Raw genomic sequence first — 17,234 nt, forward strand, 5'->3', positions numbered from 1 at the left:
CTTTTGATGCCCGGGTTCCGGGATTTGATCCTTGATTTTGGTTCCCGGAGCCTTTGGAATTTAGTATTTAGCAATTAGCAATTCCTCTTCTTATCTTTGCAGGCTTGAAATTTAGGTGCATTTATGAAATTATACCCGGAATCGGCATATATACAACTGGAGTTTGACAAGATCAAGAACCTGCTGGTAAAGTACTGTGAAACAGACTATGCGCAGCGCAAAGCGGAGGAGTTGCGCATCCACACCCATAAACGGTTTATTGATGAAGAACTGAAACAATCGCACGAGTTTAAGCAATTGTTGCAGAACGCTGTTTATTTTCCTAACGACTATATCCTGAATCTTGCGAAGGAATTAAAATTATTGTCTATCCCAGGTGCGCTGCTTACCGGGGAGCAGCTGCTGCAGATCCGCAAACTGGCCGAAAGCATTGAAAAGATCTTCCGTTGGTTTGACGCGGAGCGGAAGCTGGCTTATGAAAGCCTGTACAACGTGGTAAAACATACTTATTATGAAAAGGCCATCATCGGCCTGATTGATGAAGTGGTGGATGAGATCGGGCAGGTAAAGGACAGCGCATCTCCTGCACTGAAGGATATCCGGCTGAGCCTGTACCGTAAGCGTACCGAACTGCGGCGCATCTTTGATAAGATTGTTGCAAAGCTCAATAAACAGGGCTACCTGGCGGAGATTGAGGAAAGCTTTATGAACGGCCGCCGGGTGATAGCGGTATTTGCGGAACAGAAGCGCGCTGTAAGGGGCATCCTGCATGGCGAAAGTGACAGCCGGAAAACGGCATTTATTGAGCCGGAAGAAACGATGCACCTCAACAATGAAGTGGCCGACCTGGAACATGAAGAAAGAAAGGAAGTGGACCGTATCCTGCGGCAGCTTACTGCAACCTTATCCGGCTATGCAGCCCTGCTCAATACCTGGCATACGGTGATCGGCGAATATGATTTTATACGCGCCAAAGCGAAATTTGCCGGGGATATCAACGGTGAATTCCCGGTGGTTGCGGATAAGGCCCAGGTGCATCTGGTGAATGCCTATCATCCGCTGCTGTACCTGTATAACAAGCGTTCCGGCAAGCCAACCTACCCCGTATCCATTACACTGGATGAAAGCCGGCGGATACTGGTGGTAAGCGGACCCAACGCGGGGGGAAAGACCGTTACCATGAAAACCGTGGGGCTCCTGCAAATGATGGTGCAAAGCGGACTGCTGGTGCCGGTACACCCCAATAGTGAGTTTGGCGTATTTAAACAGCTGATGATCCACATAGGCGATACCCAAAGCCTGGAGTTTGAACTTAGTACCTACAGCAGCCACCTGATCCATATGAAATATTTAATGGAACAGGCCAATGGAAAAACGCTGTTCTTTATTGATGAGCTGGGCAGTGGCAGCGATCCGAACCTGGGTGGCGCTTTTGCAGAAGTGATCCTGCTGGAATTGCTGAAAAAACATTCCTATGGCATCGTAACCACCCACTATCTGAACCTGAAAGTAATGGCGGGTAAAACGCATGGTATTGTGAACGGCGCCATGGCCTTTGATGAAAAGAACCTGCTGCCGCTGTTCCAGCTGGTGGTGGGGCGTCCCGGGAGTTCCTATACCTTTTCTATCGCAGAAAGGATCGGGCTGGACAAAAGGCTGATCAACCAGGCGCGCCAGATGGTGGATGATGACCAGTACCGGCTGGATAAACTGCTGAATAAAACAGAACAGAACCTGCGCGATCTTACAAAGAAGGATCAGGAACTGGAACGGCTGATCAAAGAGAACGAACGGCTGAAAAAGGAAATGGAGCGGGTGATGGATAAGGAAAAGCACCGGCAGCAGATGAATGTACTCCGCGAACAGAATAAAATATCCGAAGACCGGATCAGCTATCTTAAGGATATGGAGCGCAAACTCAAGCAGATCACCATCGAATGGAAAAAAGAAGAAGACAAACAGAAGCTCATTAAGCAGATCAACAATCTCCTGTTCAACAAGAATGAGAAGAAAGCTGTGGGAAAGATCCAGAAAAAGATCGAATCAAAGTACCAGGAAGTGGGCGGGGATATAAAAGTGGGTGATAAGGTAAAAATGAAGCGGAATCACCAGGTGGGTGAGGTGCTGGAGATCAAGAGTAAGCGTGCCGTGGTGAAGATCGGCCTGCTGCCTATGCAGGTAGAGCTGGCAGACCTGGTAGTAGTGAAGGAAAAGGAAGCCGTGAAGCTATAGGGAACGGCGCTCCGGAGAGGGCGCCGGCTTTAGCTTTCAGTGGTTGGCTTTTAGCTTCGGCTGATAGCCAATGGCCGACTGCACACGATGTTTTAAACAATCATTAATGTCTGATCTTCTTATAAACCGCTTAAATGCTGTGCATCCATTGTCTGATGAATTAACGGTTCATCTGAGGGATAACCTGGTAACCCGGGAACTATTAAAAAAGGACTATCTGCTAAAACGGGGGCAGGTCTGTGAATATATTTACTTTGTTGAACGCGGATTGCTCCGTTGCTTTTACGAAAAGAACGATGAACAAATCACCTCCTGGTTTATGAAGGAGGAGGATGTTATTATAGCTGTGAACAGCTTTTTTAACCAAAGCCCCAGTGAAGAAAATATTGTTGCACTGGAGCATACGCTTCTCCACGGGATTCATTTTGAGCAATTGCAGGAGATCTATAGCCGGTTTATAGAATTTAATATTGTGGGCAGGATATTGACTACCCGGTATTATATTTTAAGCGAGGAACGCTTGTACTTTATGAGAAGGGAAAGGGCAAGGGACCGGTACCTGTACCTGCTGGGAACGCAGCCGGATCTCTTGCAAAGGGTGCCATTAAAATATATCGCATCTTATCTCGGGATTAATTTGGAAACCCTGAGCCGCATCCGGTCGGATATCAAAAACAGCTGAGCGCTTCCTGTTGATGACTCGCCTTACAAATGAAGCAGAAAATTTGATATTTATCAAATATTTATAATAGCAGCCCTTCCTATTTTTGACTGCATTCTCATTAACAACCCTGCTATGGTAAAGGAGTTATTCATTTATTTTATCGTAAACCTGCTTGTTGCCGCCTGCTATGCTTATCTGAGTCATAAGATCGGTGGGCCGGCTTATGACCCCATCGGTACGGGGTTGCGGTTCTGGTTTTTTGCATTGATTCATTTTTTTGCAATATTCGTTATCGCATTCACAGGCGTTGTGAAAGGGAAGAGGAGCCGGTTCCTGGTGAGCAATCTCTTTTTCTTCGTACTGATAGTGGCTATACTGGTACATTATGAAGGACCATTGAACGATTTTTTTTTAGATGATCCGGGGACTGGTTATGCAGGATCTATGCTATATGATTGCGCTGTTTACGGCGCCGGCGTGCTGGAAGGGGCTGTTGTTTAATAAGGACGGCCGGATATGCAATAGTTTTAATAAACAGTGGGATGCAGATCGCACTTTTAGAGGGATCTTGTTAAACCCCTGATGTTGTATGCCCGGTCGTAAAAATGAATAAACGCAAGATACTTCCCTGTATCCTGACCCATTTATGGATCAGCAGTGGGTACAGCGTCGTGATCTACTGGAAGTTTATGCATCAGCATGCTTCAGCAAATATCGTTGTAATTGGCTACCAGCAGGTAGCTGCGTTTCTCATTCATTTGATCGGGATTCTGATACTGGTATCCGTACAAAAAGAAGAGGAAATATTGAGGCGCTTGAGCCTTAACCTGGTTGGATTGCTAATTGCCTGTTTTTTTCAGTTCTTTATTGTGGGGTATTTTATAGACCCGCTCATTGATTAAATGCAGCTGAACTAAAGCATCCAGCGGTATGTATCCCCTAACAGGAGAGCGGCATAGGATAACCCGGCGGAAAATGTGGGTACAACCTGCCAGGTTTGGGATTGACTTTTCTTTATGGTACCGGCTTTTTTCAATTGACCCGTGATCTGCTTCGCCTCCGGGGGAGCGAACAATAGTTCCGGGTATTCACCGGCAGCAGGATCATGGTGCTTCCCGGGGGCTTTGAGCCGGGCACTTTTTTTCATGCCGTTTTTTATAAAGATTAAAACTGGTAGGAAAGAATCCCAGGATCCTGTACCAGCCGGGAAACCAGCAGGTCATGATTTTTAAGGGTGCCCGTTACCTGCCAGGTGCGTGAAAAACCTTCCGGGCTTTTTTGCTCATTTATCAGCAGGGATTTTAAATGGTATTCATGAAACAGGGTCATGCAGCGCTCGAACTCGGTGATGGTTGCCGTTGTGATCTTATATTCCCGGATCTTGTGGTGACTATCGATCAACTTTTGAAGTGGCATCAGGGATTTCAGGATAATGATGACTACCCCAGTACCCAGCAGGGCAAGATAGATATGGCCGGCGCCGGCGCTCATACCCAGAGAAGCTGTGGCCCAGATGGTAGTGGCTGTGGTAATTCCCTCTATTTTAGTACTGTCTTTGAATATAACACCTGCGCCCAGGAAGCCGATGCCGGTAATGATATTGGCCGCAAGCCGGTCAGGATTGCTGACCCCGATCCGGATCGATAAGATCGTAAAAATGCAGGAACCGAAGGATACAAGGATAAAGGTTCTTAACCCTGCGGATTTATTTTTGTATTCCCGTTCTGCCCCGATGATCGTTCCGATCAATATGGAAACGCAGATCATCACAAGCTGGGTGGCGATGGTTTGCAGATCAAACCCGCTTATTACATTCTCAATCATATATTGAAATTACAAATTTTATAATTTCAGGGAGCAGCAAAATGACCGTTCTTCCTTTAGCGCTCGCCGGTGCTACGGGCCTTTTGGATGATTATTGGCAATTTATTTCAACAGCTATGCATATTGCCGTTCAATAGACCCGGGAACAGGTTCAGGGAAACATTGCGTTTATGGGGATCCGGCCATTTGGAATGCACCCGCTCCCGAACATTCTGTATCCCGGGGTAACCGGAGCGAAAATTTATTTATTTAATTGCTCAATACAAATCGTTAACAGTGTGGTGACAATTTCAGCGAACTCCGGTTGAACGTTGAGTTTCCATGTATAAGGCAAAGGCGGCGTTTCGCTGGCAGTTTCATTCCAGAGGTCTTCGCCCGCACACGCAACTTTCAATAAATGCCCCCTGAGCTCAACCGATTTTACCTGCTCATACCGGCGCTGTGCAATCAAAGGCTCCTTTATTTGTACATAAACTCCGTATTTATTCCTGCTGATGATGAGCCATTTTTTATTTTCAATGTTGGTGTCATCGTAAGAAATATCTTCAATTTGAAATTTGAAAAATTGCTTATCTGTTTCGATCTTAATTGAATCGGAAAAAGCTGTTTTTATTTTGGGCGCTCCTGCATTATACGCCTCAATAAATTGTGCAACTGCCAAACCTGCTTTATGTTTGGTTAGGTCTATCTGGTATCTGGAAAGAGATGTATTGACGGCAACATCCAAGATCAGTGTTTTTTGATCTACGATCTGAAAGTTGGAAAAAGGAACCAGCGTTGCATCGGTAAGGGGTGTGGTGTTTAATTGAAATGAATCTCCCAGGGTGCGAAAATTCTCTCCAACGATCATATCGATCCTTGTCCAGGCAGTGTCTGGATCAAGTGTGAATTGGATAAAGCTGGCTTTTGATTGAATGATATTCATGATTTATTGTTGATGTTGTTCTCGTGCATCAGAAAACTCATTGGATCGTGCACCCTATTTCCTCGTTCCTGCATATTTATCCACTATGGCTTTTATAGCTGCCTTTGCAGCGACAAAACCTGCCCTTTGAGTGGTAATGGGGTTCCTCTTTTCCGGAGATTGTTCCACTATTTGCTTCGCCGCGAACGGGTGGGTCAAAGATGGGCTTTGTATTCCGCTACGGCACCATTATGCGAAACTCCCCAATGAAAGCCGTTGCCTTAGTAGAACCCTATACCAGAAAGGTAATGGGTTTGTTACCTGCAGGATCGTTAAGATCCCGGATCATATTAAAAAGCAACACCGTATTATTGACTTTGTCCGTGGTTAATAATAAATTGAAATAGTGAAAGACCTGGATTCCATAGCTGAGTCCGGGCGTGCAAACAGCATAGGCAAATTGGTTGTTATTTTTTATTTTGAACCAATCCCATCCGAAAGCGCTCCGGATTAATGTTCCATATGCTGCTCCTGTTTTAAAGCAGCGATCATTGAGTTCATCAGCAGATAGCGCAGCATGCTTCAACAGGTCTACGCTCCTATAAACAGCGGATAATATAGCTTCCTTGCCGGCTGCGCTGTTTTCCTCTAAAAAGGCTTTGTTCAGCGCTGTGATTTCGGCTTGTTCTTCCGATGATATGATTTCAATATCCATTGCCGGGTGTGAATTTGTATTTAGCAGATTTAAGCAAATCGGTTGTTGTAAGGGCGCATATCCATAAGGTTGATACATTCAATGGTGTTGAAACTTTCGCGTATTTTTGCACAGCACTGTTCGTTACAAACCAGGTCGTTGACGGCGAGGTCTTTCAGTTTGAAAATGTCAAACCGGATATTTTCTTGCTTTAACGAGAGTTGTTCATAGCTTTTAATGTTCCCAAAATAATCGCCAGACTTTCTTACCGCTTCAACAGTAAGCCCCCTTATTTTTATCATATCTTCGTTTAAAATAAATGAGGAATGCGCGTAGTCAATAATGTCCTGGACGGCACTGCGCATGTCAATGAAAAAAAAGCGTTCCCCTTTGGCAATGTCTTCTCCCTTTGTGTTTATTACAGCAAGTTTGACGGACTTATAGTGGGGGCAATTGGCACTGTCCAATAGGGATTTGAATTTTTCGCTAATGATGTAGCCATCCCAAAAGCTGGAATAATCAATGTTAAAGGTTGTCTCTCCCTTCAGGATATAAAACAGTTCAGAAGGATAAATGCGGTCGGGGTCCCTGGGTTTTGTCCAGGAATATTTCATCGGTGGAAAGGGGGTGTTTGCGTCATACTGTTCGGCCAGAACTCCATTTGAGGCTGATGATGTGGGCAGGTTGTAATTGTTGGTTACAATATAATAACTCATTTTTTGTTTTGTTTAGTGAAGTTTCTTTTTGCCATCTATTATTTTATGTTGGGCATTGCCTTCCCAAAGCTTGTTTTTAAATTCATTCTGCAATTTCCAAATCTGTTTTTTTGCTGCGGATGCATCAATGATTCCGGCATCATATGCTCCTCTTATATTCGTCACCCGATCGGCAATTTCATCATTATATTTTGGATGCGAGCCTCTGTGAACAATTTGCGGTCCTTCAGGATTCACCATCGCAGCTTTGTCCGGAAGCAAAATGCCGTTTGTGGCCTGGTCCATTTTTCCTTTAAAACCGATATCGTCAAAGAAATCCTGATTAGCTTTCCAAACCTGCTCAGGAATAATATGGTGGGCCTGCATTTGGTCCCCGACGACCCCACCCAGGTTTTTATTCAACGTAGTGCTGTTCAGTCCAAGAGAGTCGTATTGTGATGTTACATTTTTTACGTATCCAAATATTCTCAATCCACCCCACAACCCGATAGGGTCCTGGCTGATGTACCCGCCGCTTTCATGATCATAATACCGGAACCGGTTATAGGCCAGTCCTGTTTCTTCATCCATATACTGCCCCTGGTAAAGCTGGGGCACCAGGCCTTTTTCACCGCTTTCTTTTCTTACTGCGCCATAAATATCCAGTTCCCGCTCCCAAACTTTTTCGCCGGCGCTGTTGTATGCATGGGTGGGAGTGCCCAGGTAGTCGGTTACAATACTGTATTGTTCATGATCAATGAGCTTGCTGCAAGGTACAAAACTATTTTCTTCAAATATCCAGGTAACTAAATTTTCAACAGGCTCTTTTTCTTCTTTGATGCCATCACTATCTATGGTTTTCTTTGGCGGGAACCGGCCGGTGTATTGCCACTCGTGCAGGGGTACATTACCATCCCATATCCACCGGGTAACCATGCCGCTGTTCTCCTCGAAAAAGCGGGCGTTCTTATCCAGCAAAATTTTGGCAGTTCTCCGGCCCAGGGGATCATAATAAAATTCAATTTCCCTGCCGCCGGGGTTCACTACTTTCTGCAACATGCCGTTGCCGGCCCATTCATAATCCCAGCCGGTAGCGCTGCGCTGTAAAATAATACCTTTTGCTTTAGCGGCTTCCGCTTTATTTACTGCGCTTGTGTTTTCGTTGTGCTTAAATTCTTTAAATGCCAGGTTGCCTTCGCCGTCATAATAGTAGCAATACTTTTCGTCTTCCTGTAAACGCCCTCCTTTGCTGTATTTTCGGTCGCTCTTATCCCTGGTTTTAAACAGGTTGCCGATTTTGTCCGGTATGCGGTAAACGGTTTCAGCGGCGCCGCCCTTCTGTTCGTAGCTGGCACTGATCAGATTGTCAAAGGCATCATAATCAAAAAGGGTATTGATTCTGCTAAGTTCATTTACCAGGCGGTTGAGCTTGTTGCCCATGCCCCAGTCGTACCGGGTGCGGCTTTGTTCCACGTTGTGCGCGCCGATGCTCCGGCGGGTGATCCGGCCCAGCCGGTCGCGCTCGGTCTTTATTTCCACATTTCCGCTGAGCTGGCGGTGCAGCTCCAGGCCCGTATCATCACGCAGAAACAGGGCTTGCCAGGTACCGGGCCCGGCCGGTTCATTTTGGGCTCCGGAAGGATTGTCGTCGTTTTGTCCACTCTCCAGTTGCTTAAAGAAGTCGATCACTTTTGTTTCCCAGGCAGCGGGCAGGGATGTGGGCTTTACCGCTCCGGACAGGCGCCGGCCGCTGAGCCCGCTTAACCGTCCCCATTCATCATACTGCATTTGAATGTCGGCACCCAGGCTGCTGGCGGTTTGTACGCAATTGCCCTCTGCATCATACACCTTATTTACCGCGTAGCCATCCTGTAGCTCCTTTATCACACGGCCGGTACCATCGCGCTGCAACACAATGTGGCTGGTTTCGTTTATAGCCTCAATGAGCAGGTTATCGGCATCGTACTTATAAGCGGCCATGCTGCCATCGCTGTGCTCTTCTTTTATAATATTGCCAACACCATCGTAGGTGTAGCCGGTCCACTTCTCATCCGGGCGCAGTACTTTTGTTACCCGGCTGTTTCCATCACGCTGGTAGCGGTGGTTGAGGCCGTCAAAACCCCATTCGCTCACCACATCGCCCAGCGCATCCAGTCCAAATTTGTACATCTCACCGCCCTCGTTCACAATGCTGCGTAACTGCAGTTCGGTATCGTAATTGAACCGCACGGTACGTTTGTTCTGTTTGCGCATGCGCAGTACTCCCAGCGGCCCGTATTCAAATTGCACAAGGCGGATAAGATCTTTTGCTTCGGTGAGGTTGCCCGCAGTATCATACCGGAAATGGTGCGCATTGCCATCAGGCCCTTTCAGCTCTGTAAGCTGCCCTGCATCATTATAACTGTAATACGTAGTATTGCCGCGCAGGTCCCTGTAGTAGATGGTGTTGCCCAACGCATCATATTCCCAAACCTCCTTTAGCCCGTTAGGGTAAAGGAGGCCGGTGAGATTATGATGTGCATCATACGCCAGCTTCATAACTCTTTGCTTATGATCGGTGATGCGCACCAGGTGCGTTCCTTCATATTCATAGTCCACACGGTTACCGTTGACCCCGGTGCCGGATACTACCCGGTTTTGGGCATCGTATTCCCGGCTGAAGCTCCTGTTGGCGGGGCTGCCGGCATAAACGAGGTTCTGCCGGTCGTCATACATATACGTAGTGGATTCGTCATTCTCATTGGTCAGCCGGGTTAGTTTTCCATACGGATTATACTGGTAGCGGGTGCTTCCGCCTTCGGGGTTTACCACTATTTCCAGGTCCTGCAGCGCATTGTAAGACTGGTAGGTTATACCGCCATTGGCATCGATGATTTTATAAATGAGCTTTTTACTGTCGTAATAGTATTCCGTGGTATGTCCCAGGCTGTTGCGTGCGGTGGTAACGCCGCTTCCATCCGGTTCCTGCTGGTAAGTAGCCCAGTATTCCAGCAGGCCTCCGTCGCCCCAGGTATGGATACAGCGGGCATCATCGCCCCGCCCTTCATACTCCCAGTAAAAACAATGATTGCTTTGATTGGTAAGTTTTTTGAGGAGGCGCCCTTCATATTCAAAACTTTTTACAGCACCGGTTATCTCTTCCGTGCCTGTCATATTTCCGGCCGCATCGTACCGGTATTGTATAAAATTAAGTTCTTTGCCCCCGGCGACCATGTACACCCGCAACACCCGGCCCCCTGCGTCGTTGGCTACACGGATCTGCCTTCCACAACTATCAGTAATTTCCTTCAGGCCACCCCGGGTGTCATAATGAAAACGGATCATAAAGCCCTGAGGGTTGATAATGGAGGACAACATCGAAAAACCCTGCCGGTTCGCGGGGCTGTTAAAGCGGTACACCAGCTTGTTTTCATCGGTTACAAAATAACCTTCCCCGTCCTTTTCAAAAAACAGGTGCTCGATCCGGTGATAGAAAAGTTCACCCGTATGGAGATAGGGCATCGCGGCCTCGCGCCCATCCCGCAGGCGAAGGGTAAACCCGTTGCCCACATCCCGGAGGCCCATATTGTAGCTGTGGTGCCAGTTGAAGCCCAGGGAAGTTTCTTCCTCGGCATCGCTGTAATAGGTCCTTTCCCAAACCAGTGGCAGCGGGCCGGGGAGCTCAAAGTCTGCATTGGTGTGAATGACCCTGCCGGTTGCGGCATCTACCGGCTCGCCAAAGTTTTTACATTTTATGGGTTGCAGCGCTTTTGCAAGCTTGGGGTTGGTCTCTGCTATTTCATCGATCTTTTTCTGGAATTTAGCCCCCAGGTCGTCCAGCTTTTTAAATTTTACTTTTTTCAGTAATCCTTTTAAACCCAGTTTGATCATCAGCTGAAACAGGTCGATGGTAGGAGGGCCGCCTACCAGCACCGGTTTGCCGCTGCTGATGATGGCTAACAAAAGGGAGGTTGGCAGCATCAGGTCCAGCACGGGGCGGGGTGTTTTGTTGATCCGGGGCAGGCTGGGGAAGCCTACCAGGTTACAGGAAAGGGCGGGGTGGAACTGCGTGGAGAAAGGGCCGCCATCCGCCAGCACCGTACTGCTGCCCATCCACATTTCGGAGGAGGACGTAGGTACAGCCATGGGAAGCAGGTGCAGGAACATTGCGGGGAGGTGCATGACGGGGGTGCCTGCATTATTGATCCACTGCCCGTGCACTTTTACCGAAGGCTTAAGGGCATTGACGATTGCAGTGGCCACGCTGAGCACGGTTACGGGTGCGTCTTCGCCTTCCGGGGGCTCAGGTGGGACAGGCAGCGCCGAGGCGATGGCATTCATGATGGCTCCGAGGATATCAAAGATCAATCCGACGTGCGGTACGGGAAAGACCGGGCAGGGCGGCGCAATGGTTTGTTCAAAGTCGATGCCGATGGCCAGGTCAAAGTATTTTCCAACAGGCATTCCCGGCATGGAGGGCAGAATACCGGCCAGGCCGGCCTGCAGATGGTCCAGCCCGTTTTTTGCTTCTCCGAATAATTCTCCAAAACTTTTATTAGAAACAGCCATTTGTTAAGGGTTTAGCTTCATCCATTAAAAAGATACAGGGGGCATAAAACGGCTCCTCGGTTTTGTAGTGCTTTTTTCAAGTTCTGAACTGCTGATCAGCTCTTTCCAGTCTTCACCAACCCAATCCTGCAGCTGGTCTTCAAGGATCTTTAACTCGTCTTGTGGCTTGATTTTTTCACCGATGAAGTGCGCAAGATAGGCCGCATGCAAAAAGGTTGACTGGCGCATCATCTCCCGGCTTAAATAGCTGCCCGCCACAAGGGCCAGCAGTGATTGCTCGAAAGCGGGTTGCATTCTTCCCCTTAGATAGTAGAGATGGCCGCTGATGCGATGCCCTTCCATGGTAAAGAAGATATCCCCGTGGGAAAGGGCCTTTTCAGCCAAAGCATCATATACGGCAATTGCTTTTTCCCATTTCCGTTTAGCAGACAGCAACGCGCCTTTTAACATCATGCAGGCTTTCCAGCAATGGAATCCCGCTGCATCACCGTCATTCATCAGAGCTTCAGCCTTTATAATCGCTTCCTCTGCATATTGTTCGCTGGGTTCATGGTCTTTGATGTTGTAGTGCGCCTGGGAAGCTACCAGCAGGGATGAAACGAGGGTGGAGGGGTTTTGGGTTTCTTTTGCCAGGCCAATCATTTTGCGGGATTCCCGGAGGGTAAGGTCTTTGTTGTTCTTTAAAATGCTGTCCATTACCACCCGGATCTGTTTGGTAAGCCGGCTTTCGGGGCTTACGGCATCCGTTCTTCCGCCCCCCTTATCCATTTCATTGTTAATGGCCGCCAGCATATTCAGTTGCGGGGTTAACTCCACTACTTTTTCATAATTGCTTACAAAGATCTTCCTGTTTGCTGCGTAATCAATAGTGATGAGCCGGATCTGTGAAGGCAGCTCTTTCTTCAGGGTCCTGTTTAACCAATCGCCAAGTAAGAACCGGTTGGCTTTTGCCGGCGGAAAATACAGGCAGAAATGGGTTGCTTCATAACCCTCCAGGTTGTGCTTCAGCCGCAGCATTTCGCGGATCAATCCTGTAAAGCCGGAGTTTACATGGAATTGCGGTTCAAAATCGGGGCTTAATATCCCGTCGTTCTTAAGGGCGCCTATTACATCCTGTTTGGAGGGCTGGGGTGTTTTTTCAAACCAGGAGCGGTACTCCTGCCACAGTTCTTCTTCAAATAATACCGGGTTCCCTTTATAGGTTGTTTCAAAGCGAAAAAAAATATCGTCAAAAACACCGATGGCCAGGCTTTCTGTTTCGATGAATTTATCGATGATGTCGATATCCTGGTATCCGGCAACCCATACTGCCAGCGACCAGTGTTTCAGTTTTTCTATGCGCGCCCATTCTTCTCTTACCTTATAAAATTCATGGGCTATAGAGGGGGTATTGTTCATGCTGTTACAACTATTTAGGAGTTCATCTTAATCAGCGCCCCGCTTACGCTTACGTCGCCCGCGCTTCCCATATTGATTTTACCACCGTTGATGATGGTTTCGGCGGCGCCGCCCGCCTTCAGTTTCTGACCCGCGATGGTTACTTCTGTAAGTCCGCTTACGTTGACGGTTTGCATGGAAGAAAGCCCGGCTTCTTTCATACCGCCTGCCGCAAATTTTTCCTGCGCGCCGATGGTGATGTTTTTTTGAGCCCCGGTCATAACATCATTGGTGGCAAATGTATTGATGTCTTTTCCCCTTATTGTTACGGTACCGTCTTTTTTGAGCTCAATGCTGGCGGCGCCGCAACTTAGCTTTATACTTTCCTGGCTGCTGGTAATGATATTGCCGGCGCCATCCATCATGGTGCTGTTGCCCCCCTGGTCAGATACAAGCGCGCTGCCGTCTTTGTCATTGAAGACCATTTTGCTGCCGCTGCGGCTCTGGAAAGTTTTTACATCATTACCGGCATTGCCAAAACTGTTTTTGGCCTGCCCGTGGTAAACTGCGCCGATCACGTAGGGTTTGGTGGCGCTGTCTCCTTCAAAGCCAACGATCACTTCCTCGCCAACCTCGGGGATCAGGAACATCCCTTTGCCACCACCGGCATGGGGCGTGGTAACGCGGATCCACGGGCTTTTCTCCGCGCCATTCATCCAGTGGAATTTTACACGGATACGACCGAGACCGTTAAAATCATTGTTGTCTGTAACGATAGCGCTCTGTGTTTCGCAATTGGGTTCGGGGGGGCTTGCAACGGGGGGCACTTTAATGCTTGCGGGTACTGCTTCGAACTGGTTTTCATAATTGCCCCGGGCATCTACCTGGTGATGCACCGCAATAACGAGGTAATCGCCATAACCTTCTGTTTGGCTGCTGAATACGTTGTTGCCCTTTACCTCTACTTTGCCGCCGAGGGCTACCCCCGGATGACCACTTTGCCCGTTAAAGCGCACCATACGGCTGCTTTCCATAGCACTCCGCATATTCAGTACATCGTCCTGCTGTTTTTTGTTGGTCAGGAACTGGTTGTTCCAGAGCTTGGGCTGGGTACTGTATATAGCCTGGCCGGCTTTATACACCTGGGTTCCCCAGGGATTCAGCCCGGCCTTTTGTTCAATATCCACCGGCTCGCTGGTATAGGTCTGGCTGTTCATATAGTCCCAGGCCATCATCTGCATCTGTGTGGGCCTGGCCTGGAGGGCCACGTTAAAGCTGCTCAGGTGACTTCCATAAACGAGGCTGGCTTTTGTATTGTCTGCGGGCTGACCAACCTGGAGGCTCCTGCCATCCCAGAACAGCCATTCCCCATAGGTGCCGGTCAGCCGCTGCAGGAACTGCCAGGCCGTTTCCTTATACTGGACCGTGTAGGCCAGTGTTTCTCCATATAGCGGGTGTATCCTGGGCTCCAGCAGGTTCTGGGGAAAGAATTTCAACACGTCCTGGGCAATGTTTTTGATGGCTTTTTTTTCCCAGCTCTTACAGTGCGGGCCACCGTCCAGGATAATGGTCGGACTGTAACCGGTAATCACCACATCGCCATGATGCCCGGCAAAGCGTGCCGTTTCCACTCCGGTCACAATGCCGTTAAACATAAGGTCGCTTTTGGTGCCAACGCCGGTAATGCGTGCGCCAAAAGTAGCGCCGATCATATCCTTGGATGCAGAAAAGATCCCGGCCTTACCATCAATGGTTTGGGCGGGGCAAACAAGGGTAAAATGGTGGTGTTCGAAGATCGCCTGGTTTAAAGAAAAAGTGGTGAATTGGGCAATCGGCTTCCCGTTAATACTGAAAACGGGCTGGGTGAGCTGGGCCATAAATAAGTTTTTTGTCGGTTATGGAATCAATACACTAAATCTGTTTAAAAGAACTGAGGGCTTTACCGGTTTGTTTAGAGTGCCACCCGGCGAGGGGCTTCATATCAGATAAAAATGGTATTTCTTAGCTGACAGGAGGGGCTTGTTTGTGGTCACAAAGTTTATACCAATATGGTTCCACGGGCTCAGAGTTTCGGGAGGTTTAAAAATAACTTAACCCGAATTAAGTTAATGTTGGACCATTAAACCTTACGACCGTTCATGTAAATGTTTTACCTGCAACAGGGGGGATGATTACCTTTGACGGACAATTAAAATAAAAATGCAATACAAAACAGTCGTTGCCGCTGTGCTGGCAACAGGAGTGATCGGGTGTGGCGTTGCCCCCGGTAAGCCAGGGGAACAGGCAGCCGAGCGGACCTCTTACCTGGACCGCGCTAATATGGATACCACCGTAAAACCCGGGGATGATTTTTTCCTGTACGTTAATGGTACCTGGGTAAAGAATACACCCATCCCGGGCGATAAGACCCGATGGGGAAGTTTTGACGAGCTGCGGGATAAAACCAACAAATCGGTGCACACGCTGCTGGAAGAAGTGGCAAAGGAGCAGGCTGCTGCTGGAACACCGCAGTTTAATGTAGGCGCTTTTTATAAAAGTGGTATGGATACCGCCGCTATTGACAAGGCTGGTGCTACGGTGCTGCAAAAACAACTGGATGCCATTAAGGCCATTGCTACCCCCGGGCAGTTGCTGGATGTGATCATAGAGAACGGTAAAACGGGACTGGCAACAGTATTGCCCAGTTATATCGGGCCGGATGATAAGAATGTAACTCAAAATATCCTGCAGTTTACACAGGGGGGGCTGGGCTTACCCTCGAAGGATTATTATACAGACAAAGATGCGGGAGCCGAAAAGAACAGGGAGGCCTATAAGGCGTATATAAAAAGGATCCTGAGCCTGGGCGGAACGGACACCGCAACGGCAGGCAGGGACGCGCTGGCGATCTTTGCCCTTGAGGAAAAGCTGGCAGCCGCTTCATTATATCCCAAGGAAATGCGGGACCCGCAAAAAATGTACAACAAATTCAGCCTTGAGGATTTTTCAAAGCAAACGCCGGGTATTTCCTGGAAAGATGTGTTTGCAAAAATGGGCGTTAACGGGCAGGACACCTTGCTGGTAACAGTGCCGCAGTATTATAAAACGCTTTCCGGTTTGCTTACATCGGTACCGGCAGATACCTGGAAGGCGTACCTGACCTACAAGCTGCTTTCCGATATGGCGCCGTACCTGGGAAAGGATTTTGATGCGGCGCATTTTGACTTTTACGATAAGACCCTGAGTGGACAAAAGGAGCAGAAGCCGCGCTGGGAGCGGGTTATGCAGATCATTAATAACGCAGTAGGGGAGCAGCTGGGTAAGCTGTATGTAGACCGGTATTTTAAGCCCGAAGCGAAACAAAAGATGATGGAACTGGTGCAGAACCTCCAGGATGCCTTCAATAACCGCATCAGGAACCTGGACTGGATGAGCGATGCCACCAAGCAAAAAGCGGAGGCAAAACTGGCGTCCTTTATGAAAAAGATCGGTTACCCGGATAAATGGAGAGATTATTCCGGCCTGGAAATTACACCGGATAATTACGCGCAGAATGTACTGAACGCTGCGGCTTTTGAATATAAACGGGAGCTGGCAAAGCTGGGGAAACCCGTGGACCGGTCAGAATGGGGAATGACCCCCAATACGGTCAATGCATATTACAACCCGGCATTTAACGAGATCGTTTTTCCTGCTGCGATTCTGCAATTTCCCTTCTTTGATTTCGGGGCGGATGACGCCGTGAATTACGGGGGGATCGGTGCCGTAATCGGGCATGAAATGACCCATGGCTTTGACGACCAGGGTGCGCAATATGCGGCCGACGGTAATCTGAAAAACTGGTGGACACCGGAGGATGAGAAGAAGTTCAAGGTTAAAACGAAAATGGTGGAAGACCAGTTTAATAAATACACCGTGCTGGATTCAGTGCACGTAAACGGCTCACTGACCCTGGGCGAGAACATTGCGGACCTGGGCGGTATCACCATTGCCTATGATGCATTTAAAAAAACGAAACAGGGACAGGGCAATGAACTGATTGACGGGTTTACTCCCGATCAGCGTTTTTTCCTGAGCTGGGCCCAGATATGGAGGGGCAAGGCAACACCGGAGCGGGCAAAGCAACTGATCAAGATAGACCCCCATTCACCTGCTGAATGGAGAGCGAACGGCCCGTTAACGAATTTTGAACCCTGGTATAAAGCCTTTAATGTGAAGGAGGGCGATAAAATGTATAAGCCGGAAAGCGAACGCGCAAAGATTTGGTGATTTGTTTTTGTTTATTTTGTTACAGCAAGCCGTCCTGATCCGATCAGG

13 protein-coding genes are annotated in these 17,234 nt (G+C 48.3%); 5 read left to right on the top strand and 8 right to left on the bottom strand.

Annotation, left to right across the window (positions count from 1 at the left end):
• The first annotated feature begins 123 nt into the window (after nt 1-123).
• From BLS44_RS03575 to BLS44_RS03590, 4 genes are all read left to right on the top strand, one after another.
• Nucleotides 124-2,232 carry an endonuclease MutS2 gene (locus BLS44_RS03575; RefSeq protein WP_090388681.1) on the top strand — a complete coding sequence of 703 codons (2,109 nt, stop codon included), beginning with the start codon at nt 124-126 and terminating at the stop codon, nt 2,230-2,232.
• Between the two features lie 106 nt (nt 2,233-2,338).
• On the top strand, nt 2,339-2,914 hold the full coding sequence (locus tag BLS44_RS03580; protein WP_176954306.1) for a Crp/Fnr family transcriptional regulator: 576 nt from the start codon (nt 2,339-2,341) through the stop codon (nt 2,912-2,914).
• Between the two features lie 114 nt (nt 2,915-3,028).
• The gene (locus tag BLS44_RS03585; protein WP_090388683.1) at nt 3,029-3,397 is read left to right on the top strand and encodes a hypothetical protein; all 369 of its coding nucleotides are present in this window, start codon (nt 3,029-3,031) and stop codon (nt 3,395-3,397) included.
• A gap of 104 nt (nt 3,398-3,501) precedes the next feature.
• Nucleotides 3,502-3,798 carry a hypothetical protein gene (locus tag BLS44_RS03590; RefSeq protein ID WP_090388684.1) on the top strand — a complete coding sequence of 99 codons (297 nt, stop codon included), beginning with the start codon at nt 3,502-3,504 and terminating at the stop codon, nt 3,796-3,798.
• Between the two features lie 11 nt (nt 3,799-3,809).
• Here BLS44_RS03590 and BLS44_RS03595 read toward each other — a convergent pair whose 3' ends face one another.
• From BLS44_RS03595 to BLS44_RS03630, 8 genes are all read right to left on the bottom strand, one after another.
• Nucleotides 3,810-4,043, bottom strand: a complete 234-nt coding sequence (locus tag BLS44_RS03595; protein WP_090388685.1) for a hypothetical protein — start codon at nt 4,041-4,043, stop codon at nt 3,810-3,812.
• Nucleotides 4,044-4,060: 17 nt separating this feature from the next.
• Nucleotides 4,061-4,720 (bottom strand): MgtC/SapB family protein, encoded by a 660-nt coding sequence (locus BLS44_RS03600; protein ID WP_090388686.1) that lies wholly within the window; start codon nt 4,718-4,720, stop codon nt 4,061-4,063.
• Nucleotides 4,721-4,961: 241 nt separating this feature from the next.
• Nucleotides 4,962-5,645 (bottom strand): DUF8184 family protein, encoded by a 684-nt coding sequence (locus BLS44_RS03605; protein ID WP_090388687.1) that lies wholly within the window; start codon nt 5,643-5,645, stop codon nt 4,962-4,964.
• A gap of 271 nt (nt 5,646-5,916) precedes the next feature.
• A complete protein-coding gene (locus BLS44_RS03610) occupies nt 5,917-6,339 on the bottom strand; it encodes a hypothetical protein (RefSeq protein WP_090388688.1) in 423 nt (140 codons plus the stop codon).
• Nucleotides 6,340-6,368: 29 nt separating this feature from the next.
• The gene (locus BLS44_RS03615) at nt 6,369-7,034 is read right to left on the bottom strand and encodes an Imm43 family immunity protein (protein ID WP_090388689.1); all 666 of its coding nucleotides are present in this window, start codon (nt 7,032-7,034) and stop codon (nt 6,369-6,371) included.
• 12 nt (nt 7,035-7,046) lie between these two features.
• Nucleotides 7,047-11,561, bottom strand: coding sequence for a DUF6531 domain-containing protein (locus tag BLS44_RS03620; RefSeq protein ID WP_090388690.1), 4,515 nt, complete (start codon nt 11,559-11,561; stop codon nt 7,047-7,049).
• Nucleotides 11,562-11,585: 24 nt separating this feature from the next.
• Entirely contained in the window at nt 11,586-12,959 is a 1,374-nt protein-coding gene (locus BLS44_RS03625) for a hypothetical protein (protein ID WP_090388691.1), read from the bottom strand.
• Between the two features lie 14 nt (nt 12,960-12,973).
• Entirely contained in the window at nt 12,974-14,815 is a 1,842-nt protein-coding gene (locus BLS44_RS03630) for a type VI secretion system Vgr family protein (protein WP_090388692.1), read from the bottom strand.
• Between the two features lie 322 nt (nt 14,816-15,137).
• Between BLS44_RS03630 and BLS44_RS03635 the strand changes: the two genes are divergently transcribed.
• On the top strand, nt 15,138-17,186 hold the full coding sequence (locus BLS44_RS03635) for a M13 family metallopeptidase (RefSeq protein WP_090388693.1): 2,049 nt from the start codon (nt 15,138-15,140) through the stop codon (nt 17,184-17,186).
• Nucleotides 17,187-17,234: the final 48 nt, after the last annotated feature.

It is taken from the genome of Niabella drilacis (assembly GCF_900101395.1).
GTDB lineage: Bacteria > Bacteroidota > Bacteroidia > Chitinophagales > Chitinophagaceae > Niabella > Niabella drilacis.